Consider the following 18,045-nt stretch of genomic DNA (forward strand, 5'->3'; position numbering starts at 1 on the left):
CCCCTAAGCAATAGCCCAAACGGTAACCTAAGCTATGACCTAAATAGTAAATAGACCTAAACCTAAACAAGAAATAGCAAAAAGGCTAGTATTCGCATACTAGCCTTTTTCATGAATCATATTTTTGTCATTCACACTCGCCGATTAAAACTAACCATTAACGTCAACGATTACTGTTATAGCGCGGTGTAAATTGACACAAAATTAAAATTCGTTTTCAGTTTCAGGTGTATTAACAGCTGCTACTACTTCTTCGTCTTTTTTACCCAATAGATTAGCGCGGATCAAACCATCAATCTCACTAGCAATCGCAGGGTTGTCGATAAGGAATTGCGTTGATTTCGCTTTACCTTGACCGATTTTCTCACCCTTGTATGAATACCAAGCGCCAGCTTTTTCAATTAGCTTCTCTTTAACACCTAGGTCAATTAATTCACCGTTACGGTTAAAACCTTTACCATATAGGATTTGGAATTCAGCTTGTCTAAATGGTGCAGCAATTTTGTTTTTCACAACTTTAACACGTGTTTCATTACCCGTGATCTCGTCGCCATCTTTCACTGAACCAATACGACGAATATCTAAACGTACTGACGCGTAGAATTTAAGTGCATTACCACCTGTCGTTGTTTCAGGTGAACCAAACATTACACCAATTTTCATACGAATTTGGTTAATGAAGATACACATAGTGTTCGTCGTTTTTAAGTTACCCGTTAGCTTACGCATTGCTTGCGATAACATACGAGCTTGCAGACCCATGTGGCTATCGCCCATGTCGCCTTCAATTTCAGCTTTTGGTGTTAGTGCCGCTACAGAATCGATTACGATAATATCAACAGCACCAGAGCGTGCTAGCATGTCACAAATTTCTAATGCTTGCTCACCGGTATCTGGTTGCGAGACTAATAGTTCATTAATATTACAACCCAGTTTACCTGCATAAATTGGATCAAGCGCATGCTCAGCATCGATAAAGGCACAGATTTTACCTTCACGTTGGGCAGATGCGATAACTTCTAATGTTAAGGTTGTTTTACCACTTGATTCAGGACCGTAAATTTCAACAATACGCCCCATAGGTAAACCACCAGCACCCAATGCGATATCAAGAGAAAGTGAACCAGTAGAAACTGTTTCTACGTCCATGGTACGGTTATCACCTAGCTTCATAATAGAACCTTTACCAAATTGCTTTTCAATTTGTCCAAGTGCAGCAGCTAAGGCTTTTTCTTTATTCGCGTCCATTTTATTCCCCTGAGGCATAATCGAGTATTTAATTTTATAGCCTAAGTATACTGTTCGTTCATACAGTATCAAGCAATAAAATAATATTTTTTAAAAAATAATTCATAGCGCATATTTATCTACAAAAAAATACAGTCGCCACCATGCTTTAGCATTGTTATTATAGCGGCAATTATTTTTTCAGAACCGAGCCGCTATGCAACCTGACTTTCTTGCACCTAAAGACTTACCTAATCACACGCCTATGATGCAGCAATTTTTTAAGTTAAAAGCTGAACAACCCGATATCTTACTGTTTTATCGTATGGGTGACTTTTACGAGTTATTTTATGATGATGCTAAAAAAGCGTCACAGCTTTTAGGAATATCTTTAACCAAGCGTGGTAAGTCAAATGGTAACCCTATTCCAATGGCGGGGATTCCTTATCATTCATTGGAAGGCTACCTAGCAAAGCTAGTACGTAGTGGCGAATCGGTGGCTATCTGTGAACAAATTGGCGATCCTGCGACCTCAAAAGGTCCAGTTGAACGTAAAGTAGTCCGTATTGTTACACCAGGGACAGTCAGTGACGAAGCTTTACTAACCGAGCGTAATGACAACCTACTCGCCGCCTTATTTCATGATGGTAGTACTTTTGGTTATGCCACTTTGGATATGGGAAGTGGTCGCTTTCTGATTAATCAATTCAACACTGAAGAAACCTTACTTGCCGAACTGCAACGTACCGACCCCGCAGAGTTATTGTATTGTGAATCGTTTGAATCGATGCAGCACATCAAACACCTTAAAGGCCTACGTCGTCGCCCAGAGTGGGAGTTTGATTTACAAACTGGCCGCACCGTTTTATGCCAACAGTTTGGTACTAAGGATCTGGTTGGTTTTGGTGTAGAAAACTCACCTGTCGCATTATGTGCAGCAGGCTGCTTAATGCAATATGTCAAAGAAACCCAGCGTACTGCCCTACCACATATTCGTGCAATTAAGCTTGAACAAACCGAACAAATGGTGGTGATGGATGCAGCTACACGCCGTAATTTAGAGCTGACCCAGAACTTGTCTGGCGGCACTGATAATACCCTAGCAGAAATACTCGATCATACTTCGACGCCGATGGGCAGCCGTCTATTAAAACGCTGGTTACATCAACCGGTTCGCGATAGTTTGGTATTAGACCAACGCCAATCAAGCATTCAATCGTTATTGGATGTGGGTGCACTAAACAGCATTCAACCGGTACTGCGTACTATTGGTGATATCGAACGTATCATTGCGCGTTTATCACTGCGCTCTGCTCGTCCACGCGATTTGGTACGTTTACGTAATGCATTCCAACAACTACCAGAACTGCAAACGTTACTTACAGAGCACAATGCCGATCACCTAAGTTCATTACAACAACTGGCTGGCGAATTCAGTGAACTGGAAACGTTATTAAGTTTTGCAGTTATCGACAATCCTCCGGTATTAATTCGTGATGGTGGCGTGATAGCCCCTGGTTATAATAAAGAACTCGATGAATGGCGCGAACTGAGTCGCGGTGCGACTGATTACTTACACGCTTTAGAAGAACGTGAAAAACAACAGACCGGTATTGCAACCTTAAAAGTCGGTTATAACCGCGTACACGGCTATTTCATCGAAGTCAGTCGCCTGCAGTCAGACCAAGTGCCAGTACATTATATTCGCCGTCAAACGCTGAAAAATACTGAACGTTATATTATCCCTGAGCTGAAAGAACACGAAGATAAAGTGCTGAGCAGCCAAGGCAAATCACTGGCTCTAGAAAAACAGCTATACGAACAACTATTAGATAAGTTATTACCTTACATTCCAGCATTACAAGACAGTGCAGCGGCATTATCTGAACTCGATGTACTGTGTAACTTTGCCGAGCGCGCAGAAACCTTAAACTATTGTCGTCCAACCATTAGCGTAAAACCCGGTATCGACATTACCAATGGTCGTCACCCTGTGGTTGAGCAAGTAATGACAGAACCCTTCATTGCTAATCCTGTGCAACTTAACCCTGAACGTCGTATGTTAATCATTACCGGTCCGAACATGGGTGGTAAATCGACATACATGCGTCAAACAGCGTTAATCACCTTGATGGCACACATAGGTAGTTTTGTACCTGCAGAGCAAGTAACAACATCGTTAATCGACCGTATCTTTACCCGTATTGGTGCATCCGATGATTTGGCATCCGGTCGTTCAACCTTCATGGTAGAAATGACGGAAACCGCGAACATCTTGCATAATGCCACGGCTAACAGCTTAGTATTGATGGATGAAATTGGTCGCGGTACGAGTACCTATGATGGTTTATCACTTGCTTGGGCTTGTGCAGAATACCTCACGAATAAGATCCAAGCCTATACGTTATTCGCGACCCATTATTTTGAATTAACCACGTTAGCAGAGCAGCATCCAAGCCTAGTCAATGTGCATTTAGATGCGGTTGAACACGGTGACTCGATTGTGTTTATGCATGCCGTACAAGATGGGGCTGCAGATCGCAGTTATGGCTTACAAGTGGCGGCTCTCGCTGGCGTGCCAAAAACGGTTATCCACGCGGCTAAAATCAAGCTACATGAGCTAGAACTAAATGCACAACATCCCGTAGCGGCAGGCGAACGTCCACAAGTTGAAGCGCAGCCGGTTACTCATCCTGTCATTGATGACTTGAGTGCGTTAAACGTTGATAACTTAACACCGCGTGAAGCATTAGAGATGCTATACCGTTTAAAAGAACAACTTTAAGTAGGGGTTTTAAATCTAACTATTTATATTCAATGTAATTACTTATATTTAATGTAACTCAAACAGTTCACGGTAAATTAAAAAGCCCAAATTATCCAAGTCATGTAAAATGGCTTTATGTTGATTTGGGCTTTCTGCTACATAACTGACAACCCGCTCCAGCGCTTTTTTTTCGGTAGAATAGATCCCCGCAATCACCCGATATTTTAACAACCTCCCCGCTTGAGATACCCCCATACTATCTATGTGTGCAGTAACAATATAATCGGGTAACACAGGCAGTTGATAAGCTTGTTGTAGCCAATAGCTTAATTGATAAACATCTCTGTCTAGCGCTCTAAACTTGCTGTTCACGTCACCATTAGCTAGAGCTAATTGATACCCTTGGCTATAACTAAAACGGCCGTTATCGGTCACAAGGCGATGCATGGCATGACTCATTTGCCAGGATACATCGGCAAAACCATTGTCCTTAAGACGTGATGATAGTTGCGGCGTATTAATTATTTGCTTACCGAAGGCTACTTTAAAGGATGTATAAAAAACCGTTTCTCGTTGTACTTTTACACCCGATAAACCATGTATATCTGTAGGTAATAGAACAAATTTAGCGTCACTGGCAATAATCGGCAGGCCGTTATTGATAAATAATCTGGGGGTTGAGCATGCAGTAATAAATAATGTCACGCTAAGTGTAAGTAATAGCTTAATGAGATAACGAGTCAATAACATAACCTTCCTTAAACAATCCATGTTTGCAGAGGGTTACTAAAATACTAGAAATGGATGAGTAGTATGACTGGTTTTAATAAAATCAGTATAAAGACTGAATGAAGTACTAAGTATTAAGACTAGCTTAATTTTAATGACTAACTACTCAATAACCATACTTACTATCATTCTAAATTCTAAATTCTAAATTCTAAATTCTAAATAAAGCTTCGACCGATAAACCTTGCTGGGCAAGCACTTCTCGTAATCGTCGTAACGCTTCAACTTGAATCTGTCGGACACGCTCACGGGTTAAGCCAATTTCACGTCCTACATCCTCAAGCGTTGAAGCATCATAACCTAACAGCCCAAAACGCCTTGCCAGCACTTCTCGCTGTTTCGGGTTCAACTCTTCAAGCCAGCGCACAATACTAAATTTAATATCATCATTTTGAGTGCAGCTTTCCGGACCATCACCTTTATCATCCGATATAATGTCTAATAACGCTTTTTCAGAATCGCCACCGATCGGGGTATCAACCGAACTTATTCGTTCATTCAAACGTAGCATTTTACTGACATCAGCTACCGGTTTATCTAATTTATCAGCAATGTCTTCGGCGGTAGGTTCATGATCTAATTCGTGGGATAGTTCACGCGCAGCGCGCAGGTAAACATTAAGCTCTTTAACCACATGGATGGGTAAACGTATAGTGCGAGTTTGATTCATGATAGCGCGTTCAATGGTTTGTCGTATCCACCATGTCGCATAAGTGGAAAAGCGAAAACCACGCTCGGGATCGAACTTCTCTACCGCCCGGATCAGACCCAAATTACCTTCTTCAATCAAGTCTAACAAGGCCAGTCCACGGTTATTATAACGTCTGGCTATTTTAACCACTAAACGCAAATTACTTTCAATCATACGTTTTCTGGCACTGGCATCGCCGCGTAATGAACGGCGCGCATAAAATACTTCTTCTTCTGCGGTTAGCAACGGTGAAAAACCGATCTCCCCAAGATAAAGCTGTGTGGCATCTAAGCTTTTAGCATCGTTAGGAATGAGGTGTTCTTCGTCAAATTTTTCCATCCCTGGTCGTACTTTTTTAGCGTTATCAGATACTTCATTATCCGCAACGGTTGACTTATTTGCATCAGTTATCTTGCTCATTAAGAATTGCCTCCTGACTGCCGTAAATAGTTTATTAAGATTAGTCTAATAAACTACTTTCAGCCGGGCTTAACGCTTAGGCAAGTAGCGCATTGGGTTAACCGGTTTACCACGATAACGGATCTCAAAATACAACTCGGCACCTGAATTAGGTCCATTGTTACCCATAGTTGCGATCTTCTGACCAGCCTTAACCCATTGTTGCTCTTTCACTAATAGCTTCTGGTTGTAGGCATATGCGCTTAAGTAATCATCGTTATGTTTAATAATAATAAGGTTACCGTAACCACGTAAACCATTGCCAGAATAAACCACTCGACCATTTTCAGCGGCAATGATATTGCGTCCCAATGAACCCGCAATGTTGACCCCTTGGTTACCAGACTTACTCGTCGAATAAGTACTAATTAATTTGCCTGACGCAGGCCAACTCCATTTTAGCTTGTTATTACTGACCACTACTTTTGGCTTCACGACCCTCACAGCTGGTTTAGCTTTCACGGGCGCTTTATATTTAGTCGGCGCTTTATGCTGCACAGGAGGGCTGGCTTTCGCGATAACCGTTTTGGTTTTCGCCGGTGTAACGAGTTGCTTTGACGGTGCTTTAATACTGGTTTTAGCCGTATTTTTATTGGAATTACTATTCGTTGTTTTAGCTACTTTCACCGGTGTCGGTTTTTTATAAACTGGCGCGGGTATTTTCCCTTGCAGTTTTAATACTTGGCCAGGGTAAATTTGATAAGGATCAGGGATCTGATTTAAGGCGGCTAAAAATTTAAAATCTTGATTACTTCGCCATGCAATAGCGTACAGCGTTTCACCTTTGTTAACACGATAAGTCGGCGTCTTAATATGCGATCTGAGCTCTACTTTATAACCTTGAACACTGGTGACAGGCGCAGGGCTATGGTTGCCACTAGCGCAACCGACTAACTGTACTAACAGTAAATAAAACGCGATACGATGCCATTGGTTGCACCTGCGTACATTACTTAATAGACTGTTGCTGACCATCACTGCACCTGATTCCCTGATTCGATCTCCTTCGCATTTAATGCCGACAGTACATTCACGCGAGCTCACCTTGCACTAAAGGCACAAAGCGTACATTTTCAACATTCTGACTAGTATAGCTATCGCCATTACGAGTGATAACTTGTAATACTTGAGATTCGACACCTAATGGCAAAATAAGTTGCCCACCATCAGCTAACTGCGTTAATAACGCTTGTGGTACGGCAGCTGGAGCAGCGGTAACTATTATCGCATCAAACGGCGCTTTACTTTGCCAACCTTGCCAGCCATCGCCGTATTTCATCATCACGTTGTGCAGATCCAGATTCTTTAGCCGCCGTTTAGCTTGCCATTGTAATGCTTGGATCCGTTCGACCGAATAAACCCGTGGAAACACTTGCGCTAGAATAGCGGTTTGGTAACCCGAACCAGTGCCAATCTCCAGCACCCGTTGTGGACTGCTTTGCATCAACAGTTCCGTCATTCTCGCGACGATATAAGGCTGAGAAATAGTTTGCCCCGCCCCGATTGGCAGTGCTTGATTGCCCCATGCCTGCAAGGCAAACGCCTCTTCCACAAAATAGTCACGTGGCGTATCCTGTATTGCAGTTAATACACTTTGGGCTCGGATCCCTTGTTGTTCAAGCAGCGATTTTATACGCTGCCCCGCTACGCCTGTATTACCCAGTTGGATCATGCGGTTCCTGATTTAACTTCTTGGTCAAAATGACGAACAACGAATTTTTCTTCAATAAGCTCGCGTACTACGCTGGTCGCAAAACAACCCGATGGTAGATAGAAACTCACGGTTAAGCTATTTTCTGCTAACTCATAGTTAAAGTTTTGTGGGCGTAATATTAACGCTTTACGTTCTTGACGCAGACCCGCTGCAACAAGACCTTCAAGCAATTCTGGATATTGCGCGATGATAGCGTCTTCAAATGCTAGCGCCTCATTCATGGCGCTGCTATTGCCCTTACCGACTAACGGTGCTGACAATTGTAAAGCACCTTGGGCAACACGCTCAATGATATCGTCAGTTAGCGTTTCTTCAGTAAAGAATGAATTTGAGCCTTGTAAAATTAAACAATCACCCGGCATTGGCGTTTGCCATTTTGCTTGGCTAATGCGTTCACTCACTACTTTGTTGAAGATCAAACTACGTGCAGCAGAAATATAAAAACTACGCTTATTACGGTCTCTAATTTTTTTGCCTGCAAACATCTCTTGTGCACAGACGATATTACTACCATTACGGCCAAAGCGTTGCTCACCAAAATAATTTGGCACACCGGTTGTTTTGATGTTTTCTAAACGTTCCGCAAGACCGTCAGTACTGCTCAAATCAGTCAATTTCAAGGTGAACTGGTTACCTTTAAGTGCACCAGTGCGCAGCTTTTTGTTATGACGGACAATTTTTAATACTTTAATCTGGTCAGTTTCAACAACTGAAAAATCCGGTGTTTCTTTACCCGGCATGTGAATACCAAACCATTGTTCGGTAATGGCATGGCGATCTTTAAGCCCGGCATAACTCACATGCTTATCGGCAACACCCGCTGCTTTTGCTAATGCACGCGCGACATATTGGGTGTTTTCACCCTCTTTACGAATAGAGATAAAGATGTGTTCACCTTCACCAGTTAACTCAAAGCCGAGGTCTTCAATAACCACAAAATCGGCAGCTTCCTGCTTAATAAAACCCGTGATGGTAGGTTTACCGTATAAATATTCAAATTCAGGAAGCATAGATATCTCCGTATTAGGATCAGTTTGCATTAATTGATTTTCACTTATTATGTATTTTTTATTATGCTATTTTTTTATCATTAATAGCTTATGTATGTTTCATTTAGTGTCTATATATTCTTCATTTATTGTTTATGAGTTTTTCATTAATAGCACGACAGCTTCGCAGGCCACGCCTTCTTTACGGCCAGTGAACCCGAGTTTTTCGGTGGTAGTAGCTTTCACATTCACTGTTGATATGTCGGTTTCAAGATCAGCACTTAATACTGCGCGCATAGCTTGAATATGCGGGGCGATCTTCGGGGCTTGGGCAATAATAGTGACATCTAAGTTGCCAATTCGATAACCCAATTCCTTCACTTTACTAAACACATCGCGTAATAAAATACGGCTGTCGATATTTTCAAATTCTGCCGATGTATCAGGGAAATGATGGCCAATATCACCAAGCGCGAGCGCGCCAAGTAAGGCATCACATATCGCATGTAAAGCGACATCACCATCAGAATGGGCCAGAAAACCTTGTTCATAAGGAATGGCGACACCGTTAATCATCACCGGGCCTGTATTACCAAATTTATGTACGTCAAAACCATGGCCAATTCTAAACATTGTATCTCTTCCCTATTTACGCTTCACGCGTGTTTTTAGTTATTACTCTTAATGATTGTTTTTAGTTATTAACTCTGCGTTAGTTGCTGTAAAAACAGTGTTGCTAACGGCATGTCTTCTGGGCGGGTTATTTTAATATTATCTGCGCGACCAATCACCATTTTTGGCATTAAGCCTAATAACTCAATCGCGGATGCTTCATCGGTAATATTGCTCTGACCTGCTAAACCAGTGGTTAGCGCATCGGTCAGTAATTTAACCGGAAACATCTGTGGCGTTAACGCATGCCATAATAGCTCTCTGTCCACGGTGGCAATAATATTACCTTGGGTATCAGTACGTTTCATCGTATCGCGAACCTGGCTACCAAGAATAGCACCGTGATCGGATGCCAGTGCAGCAATAATTAAATTATCAATATCAGCGTGAGTAAGACAAGGTCGTGCGGCATCATGCACCAGTACCCAATTATAGGACTGACAGGCCTGTAATCCCGCTAATACCGAATCAGCACGTTCTTTACCACCATCAACACGGACAATGGCTGGGTTGTTGGCGATATCTAAATCGGCAAACCAGCCATCTTCAGGCCCCAATGCGACAACAACTTGAGTAATACTAGGGTGGCTTAATAGCGCTGTTAACGTATGTTCAATAACGGTTTTATTTTCTAGCATTAAGTATTGCTTGGGAATATTCGCGCCCATACGTGCGCCAACACCCGCGGCTGGGACAACCGCAATAAATAGTTCAGTCATCTCTATCGCCTAGTTCTTATCATCGTCATTAATAATGCGGTAGAAGGTTTCCCCTTCTTTAATCATACCCAATTCATTACGGGTACGTTCTTCAATAGCATCGTTGCCATTACGTAGATCTAAGATTTCGTTTTTGAGTGCGGTATTACGTTCAATCAAAACTTGATTATTGGTGTGCTGGATATCGACTTCACGTTCGATTCGCTTGTAGTCCATCGCGCCGTTATTACCGGCAATAAAATGATAGAGCAATAAGCTGAGAATTAAGATTAATACAAAATAAAGCAGGCGCATGACAATCATCCCGTAAATGAATCAGTTATTGTCACATATAATGCAGAGATTGGTTAGCGTATAGATAAAAAAAACCCGCTAAGAAGCGGGTTTTTTAATCATTCAGAATTAACAGTTAAGCAAATTAAGCTTGACCCTTAACCTCTTTAAGACCGTTGTATGGTGCTTTTGAACCTAGCGCTTCTTCGATACGTAGAAGTTGGTTGTACTTAGCAACACGATCAGAACGGCTCAGTGAACCAGTTTTGATTTGGCCTGCAGCAGTACCAACAGCTAGGTCAGCAATTGTTGAATCTTCAGTTTCACCTGAACGGTGAGAGATAACAACTGTGAAACCAGCGTCTTTAGCCATTTTGATTGCAGCTAAAGTTTCAGTTAAAGAACCGATTTGGTTAAACTTGATTAAGATAGAGTTAGTAATACCTTCATCAATACCACGCTTAAGGATCTTAGTGTTAGTTACGAATAAATCGTCACCAACTAATTGGATTTTATCACCAAGAAGTTCAGTTTGGTGTTTGAAACCAACCCAATCAGACTCGTCAAGACCATCTTCGATAGAAACGATTGGATATTTTTTAGTAAGATCTTGTAAGAAGAAGTTGAACTCTTCAGCAGTGAAAGTTTTACCTTCACCAGTAAGCTCGTAGTTACCAGTTTCTTTGTTGTAGAACTCAGAAGCAGCACAATCCATCGCTAGAGTGATGTCTTTACCTAGTTCATAACCAGCGTTTGCAACAGCAACTTTAATTGCAGCAAGTGCAGCTTCGTTTGAAGCTAGGTTAGGAGCAAAACCACCTTCATCACCAACAGCCGTTGAGTGACCGTCAGCTTTAAGTACTTTAGCAAGGCTATGGAATACTTCTGCACCCATACGTAGACCTTCGCGGAAGTTTGCAGCGCCAACAGGTTGGATCATGAATTCTTGGATATCTACAGAGTTATCAGCATGCTCGCCACCGTTGATGATGTTCATCATTGGAAGAGGCATAGAGTAAACACCTGGAGTACCGTTTAGATCAGCAATGTGAGCATAAAGAGGTACTTTCTTAGAGATTGCAGCAGCTTTAGCTGCAGCTAAAGAAACAGCTAAGATCGCGTTTGCGCCAAATAAAGCTTTGTTTTCAGTGCCATCTAGGTCGATCATGATTTGATCAAGCTCAGCTTGTGCTAGTGCATCTTTACCAGCTAGCGCTTCAGCGATTGGACCATTTACAGCAGCAACAGCTTTAAGTACGCCTTTACCTAAGTAACGCGCTTTATCGCCATCACGTAATTCAAGTGCTTCACGAGAACCAGTTGATGCGCCAGATGGAGCAGCAGCCATACCGATAGAACCGTCAGCAAGATGAACTTCAGCTTCTACAGTTGGGTTACCGCGTGAATCCATGATTTCACGACCTAGAACTTTAACGATCTTAGACATTTTGATTTCCTTAACTATTAAAAATTTAAGTATGCCGCGTTACCGCGACACTAATATTAAAATCTCTGATTAGCTAGTTGATGATTTTTTATGTTCACCAGCAGCATTAATGAATCCTTCAAATAATGCATGACCATCGCGTGGTGTTGATGTGAATTCCGGGTGGAATTGCGCAGCAACGAACCAAGGATGATTCGGATTCTCAACAATCTCTACCAATTTCTTATCCGCAGATAAACCTGTTACTTTTAGGCCTGCTTTCTCGATTTGAGGAAGAAGATTGTTGTTAACTTCATAACGGTGACGATGACGTTCTTTAATCGTCGCACTACCGTACATTTCTCTTACTTTACTACCCGCTTTAAGATGACATAGTTGTGCACCTAAACGCATAGTACCACCCAGATCAGATTTACCAGTACGTTCTTCAACGTTACCTGATTCGTCAATCCACTCTGTAATTAAGCCAACTACAGGGAACTTAGTTTCTGGGTTAAATTCTGTTGAATGAGCGCCTTCTAGGCCAGCAACATTACGTGCGAATTCGATTAACGCTACTTGCATACCTAAACAGATACCAAAGTAAGGAACCTTGTTTTCACGTGCAAATTTTGCCGCAAGAATTTTACCTTCAACGCCACGTTCACCGAAACCACCGGGTACCAAGATACCATCAACAGTTTTAAGTATGTCTGTACCTTTCGCTTCAAGATCTTGTGAATCAATATATTTGATTTTCACGCTGAAACGGTTTTTCAAACCACCATGTTTAAGTGCTTCATTTACTGATTTGTAAGCATCTGGTAGTTCGATGTACTTACCAACCATACCGATAACAAGTTCATCAGTTGGGTTAGCTTCTTCAAAAATTACCTGCTCCCACTCAGCTAGATCGGCTTCTGGTGCTGTTATACCGAAACGCTTAACAACGAGCTCATCTAAACCTTGTGCTTTTAATAGCGCAGGAATTTTATAAATACTGTCCACATCTTTCAGTGAGATAACGGCTTTTTCTTCTACGTTACAGAATAACGAGATCTTAGCGCGTTCGTTCGCTGGTACATTACGATCAGAACGACAAATTAGAATGTCAGGCTGAATACCAATTGAACGTAACTCTTTCACTGAGTGTTGTGTTGGTTTTGTTTTAACTTCACCAGCAGCACCTAAATAAGGTACTAATGTTAAATGCATAAACATGGTGTTGTCACGACCCAGTTGCACGCCCATTTGACGTAATGCTTCTAGGAAAGGTTGTGATTCGATATCACCTACCGTGCCACCCACTTCTACTACTGCAATATCAAAGCCTTCACTGCCCGCGATTACGCGTTCTTTGATCTCGTTTGTAATATGTGGAATAACCTGAATCGTTGCACCTAAGTAATCACCACGACGCTCTTTAGCAAGCACTGATGAATACACTTTACCTGTTGTAAAGTTATTACGTTTAGTCATGTGAGTACGAATAAAACGCTCATAGTGACCTAGATCTAGATCGGTCTCAGCGCCATCGTCCGTTACGAATACTTCACCATGTTGAATCGGGCTCATTGTGCCCGGGTCAATGTTAATGTAAGGGTCTAGTTTCATCATTGTGACGTTTAAGCCACGTGCTTCTAAAATAGCTGCTAATGATGCTGCCGCAATACCTTTACCTAATGAGGATACTACCCCACCAGTAACAAAAACGTACTTAGTTGTCATACATAACCTGAAGTTGTTAGGGATTAAATAAGTATTATTGAATATATACCAGAAGGGACGACATTATAAACAAATCCCCCTCATCCCACAATGTTGACAAGTATAGCATTGCCGTTTTTCCATAACTGTGCGGTAGATCATATGTTGTAATTTTATTTCACCTTCTGCCAAAATGACTCCATTTCTCTTATAGAACAGTCACTTAATGACTTACCATTCTGTAATGCAAGTACTTCTACCTGTCTAAATCTTTTTTCAAACTTTTCATTCGCCTTCCTGAGTGCTTGCTCAGGGTCTTGCTTTAAGTGACGAGTGACATTCACTACAGAGAACAACAGATCGCCTAATTCTTCTTCTAGTTTATCAGTATCAATGACCGCGGCATCGGCTTCTTCAACAACCTCATCAACCTCCTCGTAAACCTTTGATAATGCTTGTTTATAATGTTCAAAATCAAACTTAACGTCGGCCGCTCGCTGCTGTATTTTAGCTGCTCTGACCAAGGCTGGTAATGCGTTCGGTATATTGTCTAATGCACTGTGCTGCACGGTATTTTTATGACTTTCTAAACGTTCTTTAGACTTCTGTTTTTGCCATGCGGCAACTATTTCAGATTCGGACTGTAGTTTTATTTCACCAAAAACATGTGGATGACGCTGTATTAATTTCGCAGCGAGCTGCTGAATAACATCATCAAAGTTAAATAAGGCTTGTTCCTGACCAAGTTTAGCGTAATAAAGCACATGATAGAGTAAATCACCCAACTCTCCTTCGAGTCCTTTTAGATCATCATTTTCTATACTATCAACCACTTCATAGGCTTCCTCGAGGGTAAACTTAGTGATCGAAGCAAAATTCTGCTGTAAATGCCAAGGGCAACCTGTATCTGGGTTACGTAATTGCTCAACCATTTTACGTAAATCATTGATCGTGTACTTTTCTTTCAAAATAAATCCTATTAATGCAATTTTTCAGTAACATCTCGAGAGCTTGGCTCATTAGCTTAAATAAAGTCATAAACTGAGACTAAACGATTTATGAGGGAGTATATAATGATATTCGTATATTTGCAGTGGTGTAATTAAATCTTCGAGGCGAGGTATATAACGCGCGACAAGCTACCTACAGGTGACTTATCGCGTGGGAGAGTGGCAATTAAGCGGTCAATTTTTTATTCAAATCAGTTTCATCAATTTGTTGTGGTTGCAGATACTTATTTATATCGACCTCATCTAATTGCTCAGGTTTCAGGTATTCTTGTGCATACTTAACGTGTGTACCACTTTGTAGAAATAGCTTGAATAACTCGATATCCAAATGTTGATCTAAGGCCATTTTGTACATGATGTCCACGGCAACGCTCACAGGTTTGGCTTTCTTATAAGGGCGGTCTGAAGCCGTTAACGCTTCAAAAATATCCGCAATCACCAAGATACGTTCTGGAATAGAAAGATCCTCTGCTGCTAGCTTACGGGGATAGCCAGTACCTTTCAGCGTTTCATGATGCGTTGACGCATAACGTGGGACGCGACTTAATTCTGGTGGAAACGGTAGATTCTCTAACATTTTGATTGTGCTGATCATATGCTCGTTAATCTTGTATCTATCTTCCGGTGTTAATGTACCCCGACTAATCGTTAAATTATAAATCTCGCCCAAATTATATTGATGCTCAGGTACATCCATTTTAATGCCGTGCTTAGGATCGAACTCAACGTTACGCTCACGCTTGATAATATGCTCAGGTTTATCAGACAGTAACTGTTCAACAGCAGGTAATATTGATGAGGCCGATACCTTAGCTAACTCTTCAACTGGAGAGAGTCCGAGACGATCATCAAAATGACGTAACCAAGTTTGCGATGATAATGCTTTAACGCGCGCGATCTTGTCATTACTCATGAACTCACCACCAACATTTGAAGTGGCAATAAATTCAAAGTCATCGGTTAGTTGCTGCTGTTTTGACACCAGTTCAGCATCTATCGTCACTTTATCTGCCGGTGTCGTCAATTGCTGTTTTAATGCTGTTATTTCAGCATCACGCCACAAAATTTCAAATCGAGCTCTGATCTCGTGAATACGATTGTAGTTAGTCTCTAATTTACTGCCTTTATCAACAATGTACTCAGGTGTGGTGATCTTGCCACAATCGTGTAACCAAGCGGCGATCCTAAACTCACGTTTCTCGTCTACATTGGTAAATTTAAAGTCTTTAAATAACCTTGAATTAGACTGTTCAGCAGCTTCTGCCAGCATCATGCCAAGCTCAGGCACGCGATTACAATGGCCTGCGGTATACGGAGATTTATCATCAATGGCTTGAGCAATAAGCTTAATAAAGGCTTCTAAAAATTCTTCTTGTGCTTCTTCATGTTTTTTCAATACCAATGACATCTCAGTGAACGACTTCGATAGTTCCCAAATTTCTTTAATACGAGTATCGACAATTTCGACTGAATCATATTCGCGATTTTTTATTTTCTGAGCTTGTAAACGTAACTGATAGATAGGGCGAACAATCGGCCCACCAAATATCCATGCCAGTGGCAATATCAACAACATAATACTAATCGTGATACCAATCGATACCGCTACCCGCTTGGTGACGTCACTGTAGATAACTTCTTTGGGGATAATGACGGTGAAAAATTCGCTGGCATCAACATCGATCGGGCTAATATAGACAAATCGAGCTTGGCCATCAATCTGTCTTTCGATAATCTTGCCATATAGATTTTTTTGCTTGGCCAATATTAATAACTCAGGATAAGGGATCATAATATCCCCGGTCATTAAACCTAGATTATCCATCCATTTACTTTTCAACGCTTGACGCTGCGCTTGGCTAATATTACGGATTGCTAAGTTAATAATAGGAATTAATGCATCGTATTTAGGATTCAACACAATGTGAAACGTTGAAGAGTAACCTGCATTTAACGTTTTTACCTCTTGATGTAATTGCAGATCTTGATAGAAGTACTGCGTTAACCCAGCATTGAGTACCGCTCGACTATCAAGTAACGCATATGTCTCGCCTAAAGCAACAGATTCAAAGCCCGCTTTTAGCGTTGGGTATTCAATCAATTCAACGCTAGGAAAGTCACGTCTTAGTAATGGCACAATAGACCAACCTGATGATATCGCAACTTTCTTCCCTTTCAGCTCGGCATAGCTACGTATGTCTGACCTATTGTCTTTGGTGACGAATGAAAAGGGTAAGTCGTACAAAGGCTCAGAATAGATACCAACAATGTTACTTGCATTCGAATGTTGTAATGAATGTAAGCCATCGAGTGAACCATCTTTATATTTATTAACGAGCTCCGCCCACGAAAAACCATTAATAAACTCAAAATCAATTCCGGTCATATCTGCAATCAGCATCATGACGTCAATGGCATAGCCCTTGGGCTGTCCAGACGCGGTAAAATCAATCGGAGCCCAATCATTTTGATTCGACATTTTGATGGGCATGGTCGAGCTCAAGATACGTTCTTGCGCTGGACTTAAATCAAGTGGCTTAGCGACTGGTATTTTTATCTCATCATTATTTTTACGATTCGAGGCAATAACATCACCAGACTTAAGGTAAATAAATGATTCAACATCACTATTTTCGCCAAGGTTAAGCGCACTAACAGAAAGCTTTTTTGCAAGAGATGAAAGGACGATATCAATACCCAGAACATGGGTTTCTTTATTCCCCTGTTTCGATGTAAACGCCAAAGAGTAAGTTTGCCCAGTGATCTTTAAATGTTGAAATAAATAGGGTTTAGTTTTTGATACCACATCAAGGTTTGATGTTATATACCAAGGTCTTTCGGTGGGGAAGTAGTTACTTTTAGTCGCCTTTAACTCACGTAATAAAAATGCGTCATCATAATAATAAGTTTCACGAATACGTTGTTCTTTACTGCCGGTAATTTTAATAACCACCCAACGGTCACTTTTTTCCGTGAGCAGTTTCTTTCGCACTAAAGGGGAAGAATTTAAGTTAATTACTTGATAAAAATTATTATCAGCAGAACCAATATAAATACTATAAAACAACGGATTATCTACCATTGATTCCGCTAATATATTACGGATATCAATCTCACCGGTGGCCATATCAACAGTACGGCTAACAGAAGCTAGCAGCTTAGCAGTATTCATCGCATCAGACTCTAAGTCTTGAACATACTCACTTAGCTCTGCAGAGGACATCGAAAGCATGGATAAGGTCTGTTCTGTCGCGATTTTTTTACTAAAATGATACTGCAGCGATACCGCAACTATCGTGGTTAATATTGTCGCAAGTAAAAACATCCCACCCACGGTAAAGCGAAGTGAAAACTTAGTCTGTTTCATTGTAGTTCATCCCTAAATACAATTACTGATACTTTTATAAAATACATTAAACTATTAAAATAGTTTATCTAAACTAAATATAGTTGAAATTATATCTATCAACAATTCTATTTATAGAAGTAAATAATTGAATTTTAAAGAAATAAAAATCTGGCGTAACGATACTACCTTTACTATCGAGTCATTAAAATGAGAATGTAAAAAAGCCAGTATTGCGCTAACAATACTGGCTTTT

General features: G+C 41.0%; 14 protein-coding genes. 1 reads left to right on the forward strand and 13 read right to left on the reverse strand.

Annotation, left to right across the window (positions count from 1 at the left end):
• Nucleotides 1–204: 204 nt before the first annotated feature.
• A complete protein-coding gene (gene recA / locus CXF93_RS17235) occupies nucleotides 205–1,266 on the reverse strand; it encodes a recombinase RecA (RefSeq protein ID WP_198551701.1) in 1,062 nt (353 codons plus the stop codon).
• A gap of 178 nt (nucleotides 1,267–1,444) precedes the next feature.
• On the opposite strand from recA, the gene mutS reads away from it, so the two are divergent.
• Nucleotides 1,445–4,012: a DNA mismatch repair protein MutS gene (gene mutS / locus CXF93_RS17240; protein ID WP_101063757.1), complete on the forward strand. Its 2,568-nt coding sequence runs from the start codon at nucleotides 1,445–1,447 to the stop codon at nucleotides 4,010–4,012.
• 48 nt (nucleotides 4,013–4,060) lie between these two features.
• On the opposite strand, the gene CXF93_RS17245 is transcribed toward mutS, so the two are convergent.
• From CXF93_RS17245 to CXF93_RS17300, 12 genes are all read right to left on the reverse strand, one after another.
• On the reverse strand, nucleotides 4,061–4,744 hold the full coding sequence (locus tag CXF93_RS17245) for an RNA polymerase subunit sigma (protein ID WP_101063758.1): 684 nt from the start codon (nucleotides 4,742–4,744) through the stop codon (nucleotides 4,061–4,063).
• A gap of 190 nt (nucleotides 4,745–4,934) precedes the next feature.
• The gene (gene rpoS / locus CXF93_RS17250) at nucleotides 4,935–5,894 is read right to left on the reverse strand and encodes an RNA polymerase sigma factor RpoS (protein WP_101063759.1); all 960 of its coding nucleotides are present in this window, start codon (nucleotides 5,892–5,894) and stop codon (nucleotides 4,935–4,937) included.
• Nucleotides 5,895–5,963: 69 nt separating this feature from the next.
• Nucleotides 5,964–6,908 carry a peptidoglycan DD-metalloendopeptidase family protein gene (locus tag CXF93_RS17255; RefSeq protein ID WP_101063760.1) on the reverse strand — a complete coding sequence of 315 codons (945 nt, stop codon included), beginning with the start codon at nucleotides 6,906–6,908 and terminating at the stop codon, nucleotides 5,964–5,966.
• A 55-nt stretch (nucleotides 6,909–6,963) separates the two neighbouring features.
• A complete protein-coding gene (locus CXF93_RS17260; RefSeq protein ID WP_101063761.1) occupies nucleotides 6,964–7,605 on the reverse strand; it encodes a protein-L-isoaspartate(D-aspartate) O-methyltransferase in 642 nt (213 codons plus the stop codon).
• Nucleotides 7,602–8,657 carry a tRNA pseudouridine(13) synthase TruD gene (gene truD, locus CXF93_RS17265; protein WP_101063762.1) on the reverse strand — a complete coding sequence of 352 codons (1,056 nt, stop codon included), beginning with the start codon at nucleotides 8,655–8,657 and terminating at the stop codon, nucleotides 7,602–7,604. The genes CXF93_RS17260 and truD overlap by 4 nt, the downstream gene beginning before the upstream one ends.
• 132 nt (nucleotides 8,658–8,789) lie before the next feature.
• Entirely contained in the window at nucleotides 8,790–9,269 is a 480-nt protein-coding gene (gene ispF / locus CXF93_RS17270) for a 2-C-methyl-D-erythritol 2,4-cyclodiphosphate synthase (RefSeq protein ID WP_101063763.1), read from the reverse strand.
• A gap of 68 nt (nucleotides 9,270–9,337) precedes the next feature.
• Nucleotides 9,338–10,027, reverse strand: a complete 690-nt coding sequence (ispD, locus tag CXF93_RS17275; protein ID WP_101063764.1) for a 2-C-methyl-D-erythritol 4-phosphate cytidylyltransferase — start codon at nucleotides 10,025–10,027, stop codon at nucleotides 9,338–9,340.
• 9 nt (nucleotides 10,028–10,036) lie between these two features.
• Nucleotides 10,037–10,321 carry a cell division protein FtsB gene (ftsB, locus tag CXF93_RS17280; RefSeq protein ID WP_101063765.1) on the reverse strand — a complete coding sequence of 95 codons (285 nt, stop codon included), beginning with the start codon at nucleotides 10,319–10,321 and terminating at the stop codon, nucleotides 10,037–10,039.
• 124 nt (nucleotides 10,322–10,445) lie between these two features.
• Nucleotides 10,446–11,747: a phosphopyruvate hydratase gene (eno, locus tag CXF93_RS17285; RefSeq protein ID WP_101063766.1), complete on the reverse strand. Its 1,302-nt coding sequence runs from the start codon at nucleotides 11,745–11,747 to the stop codon at nucleotides 10,446–10,448.
• A gap of 69 nt (nucleotides 11,748–11,816) precedes the next feature.
• Entirely contained in the window at nucleotides 11,817–13,454 is a 1,638-nt protein-coding gene (locus CXF93_RS17290; RefSeq protein WP_101063767.1) for a CTP synthase, read from the reverse strand.
• 152 nt (nucleotides 13,455–13,606) lie between these two features.
• Nucleotides 13,607–14,401 (reverse strand): nucleoside triphosphate pyrophosphohydrolase, encoded by a 795-nt coding sequence (mazG, locus tag CXF93_RS17295; RefSeq protein WP_101063768.1) that lies wholly within the window; start codon nucleotides 14,399–14,401, stop codon nucleotides 13,607–13,609.
• Between the two features lie 208 nt (nucleotides 14,402–14,609).
• The gene (locus CXF93_RS17300; RefSeq protein WP_101063769.1) at nucleotides 14,610–17,810 is read right to left on the reverse strand and encodes an HD domain-containing phosphohydrolase; all 3,201 of its coding nucleotides are present in this window, start codon (nucleotides 17,808–17,810) and stop codon (nucleotides 14,610–14,612) included.
• Nucleotides 17,811–18,045 lie beyond the last annotated feature (235 nt).

The organism is Moritella sp. Urea-trap-13 (assembly GCF_002836355.1).
Lineage (GTDB): Bacteria > Pseudomonadota > Gammaproteobacteria > Enterobacterales > Moritellaceae > Moritella.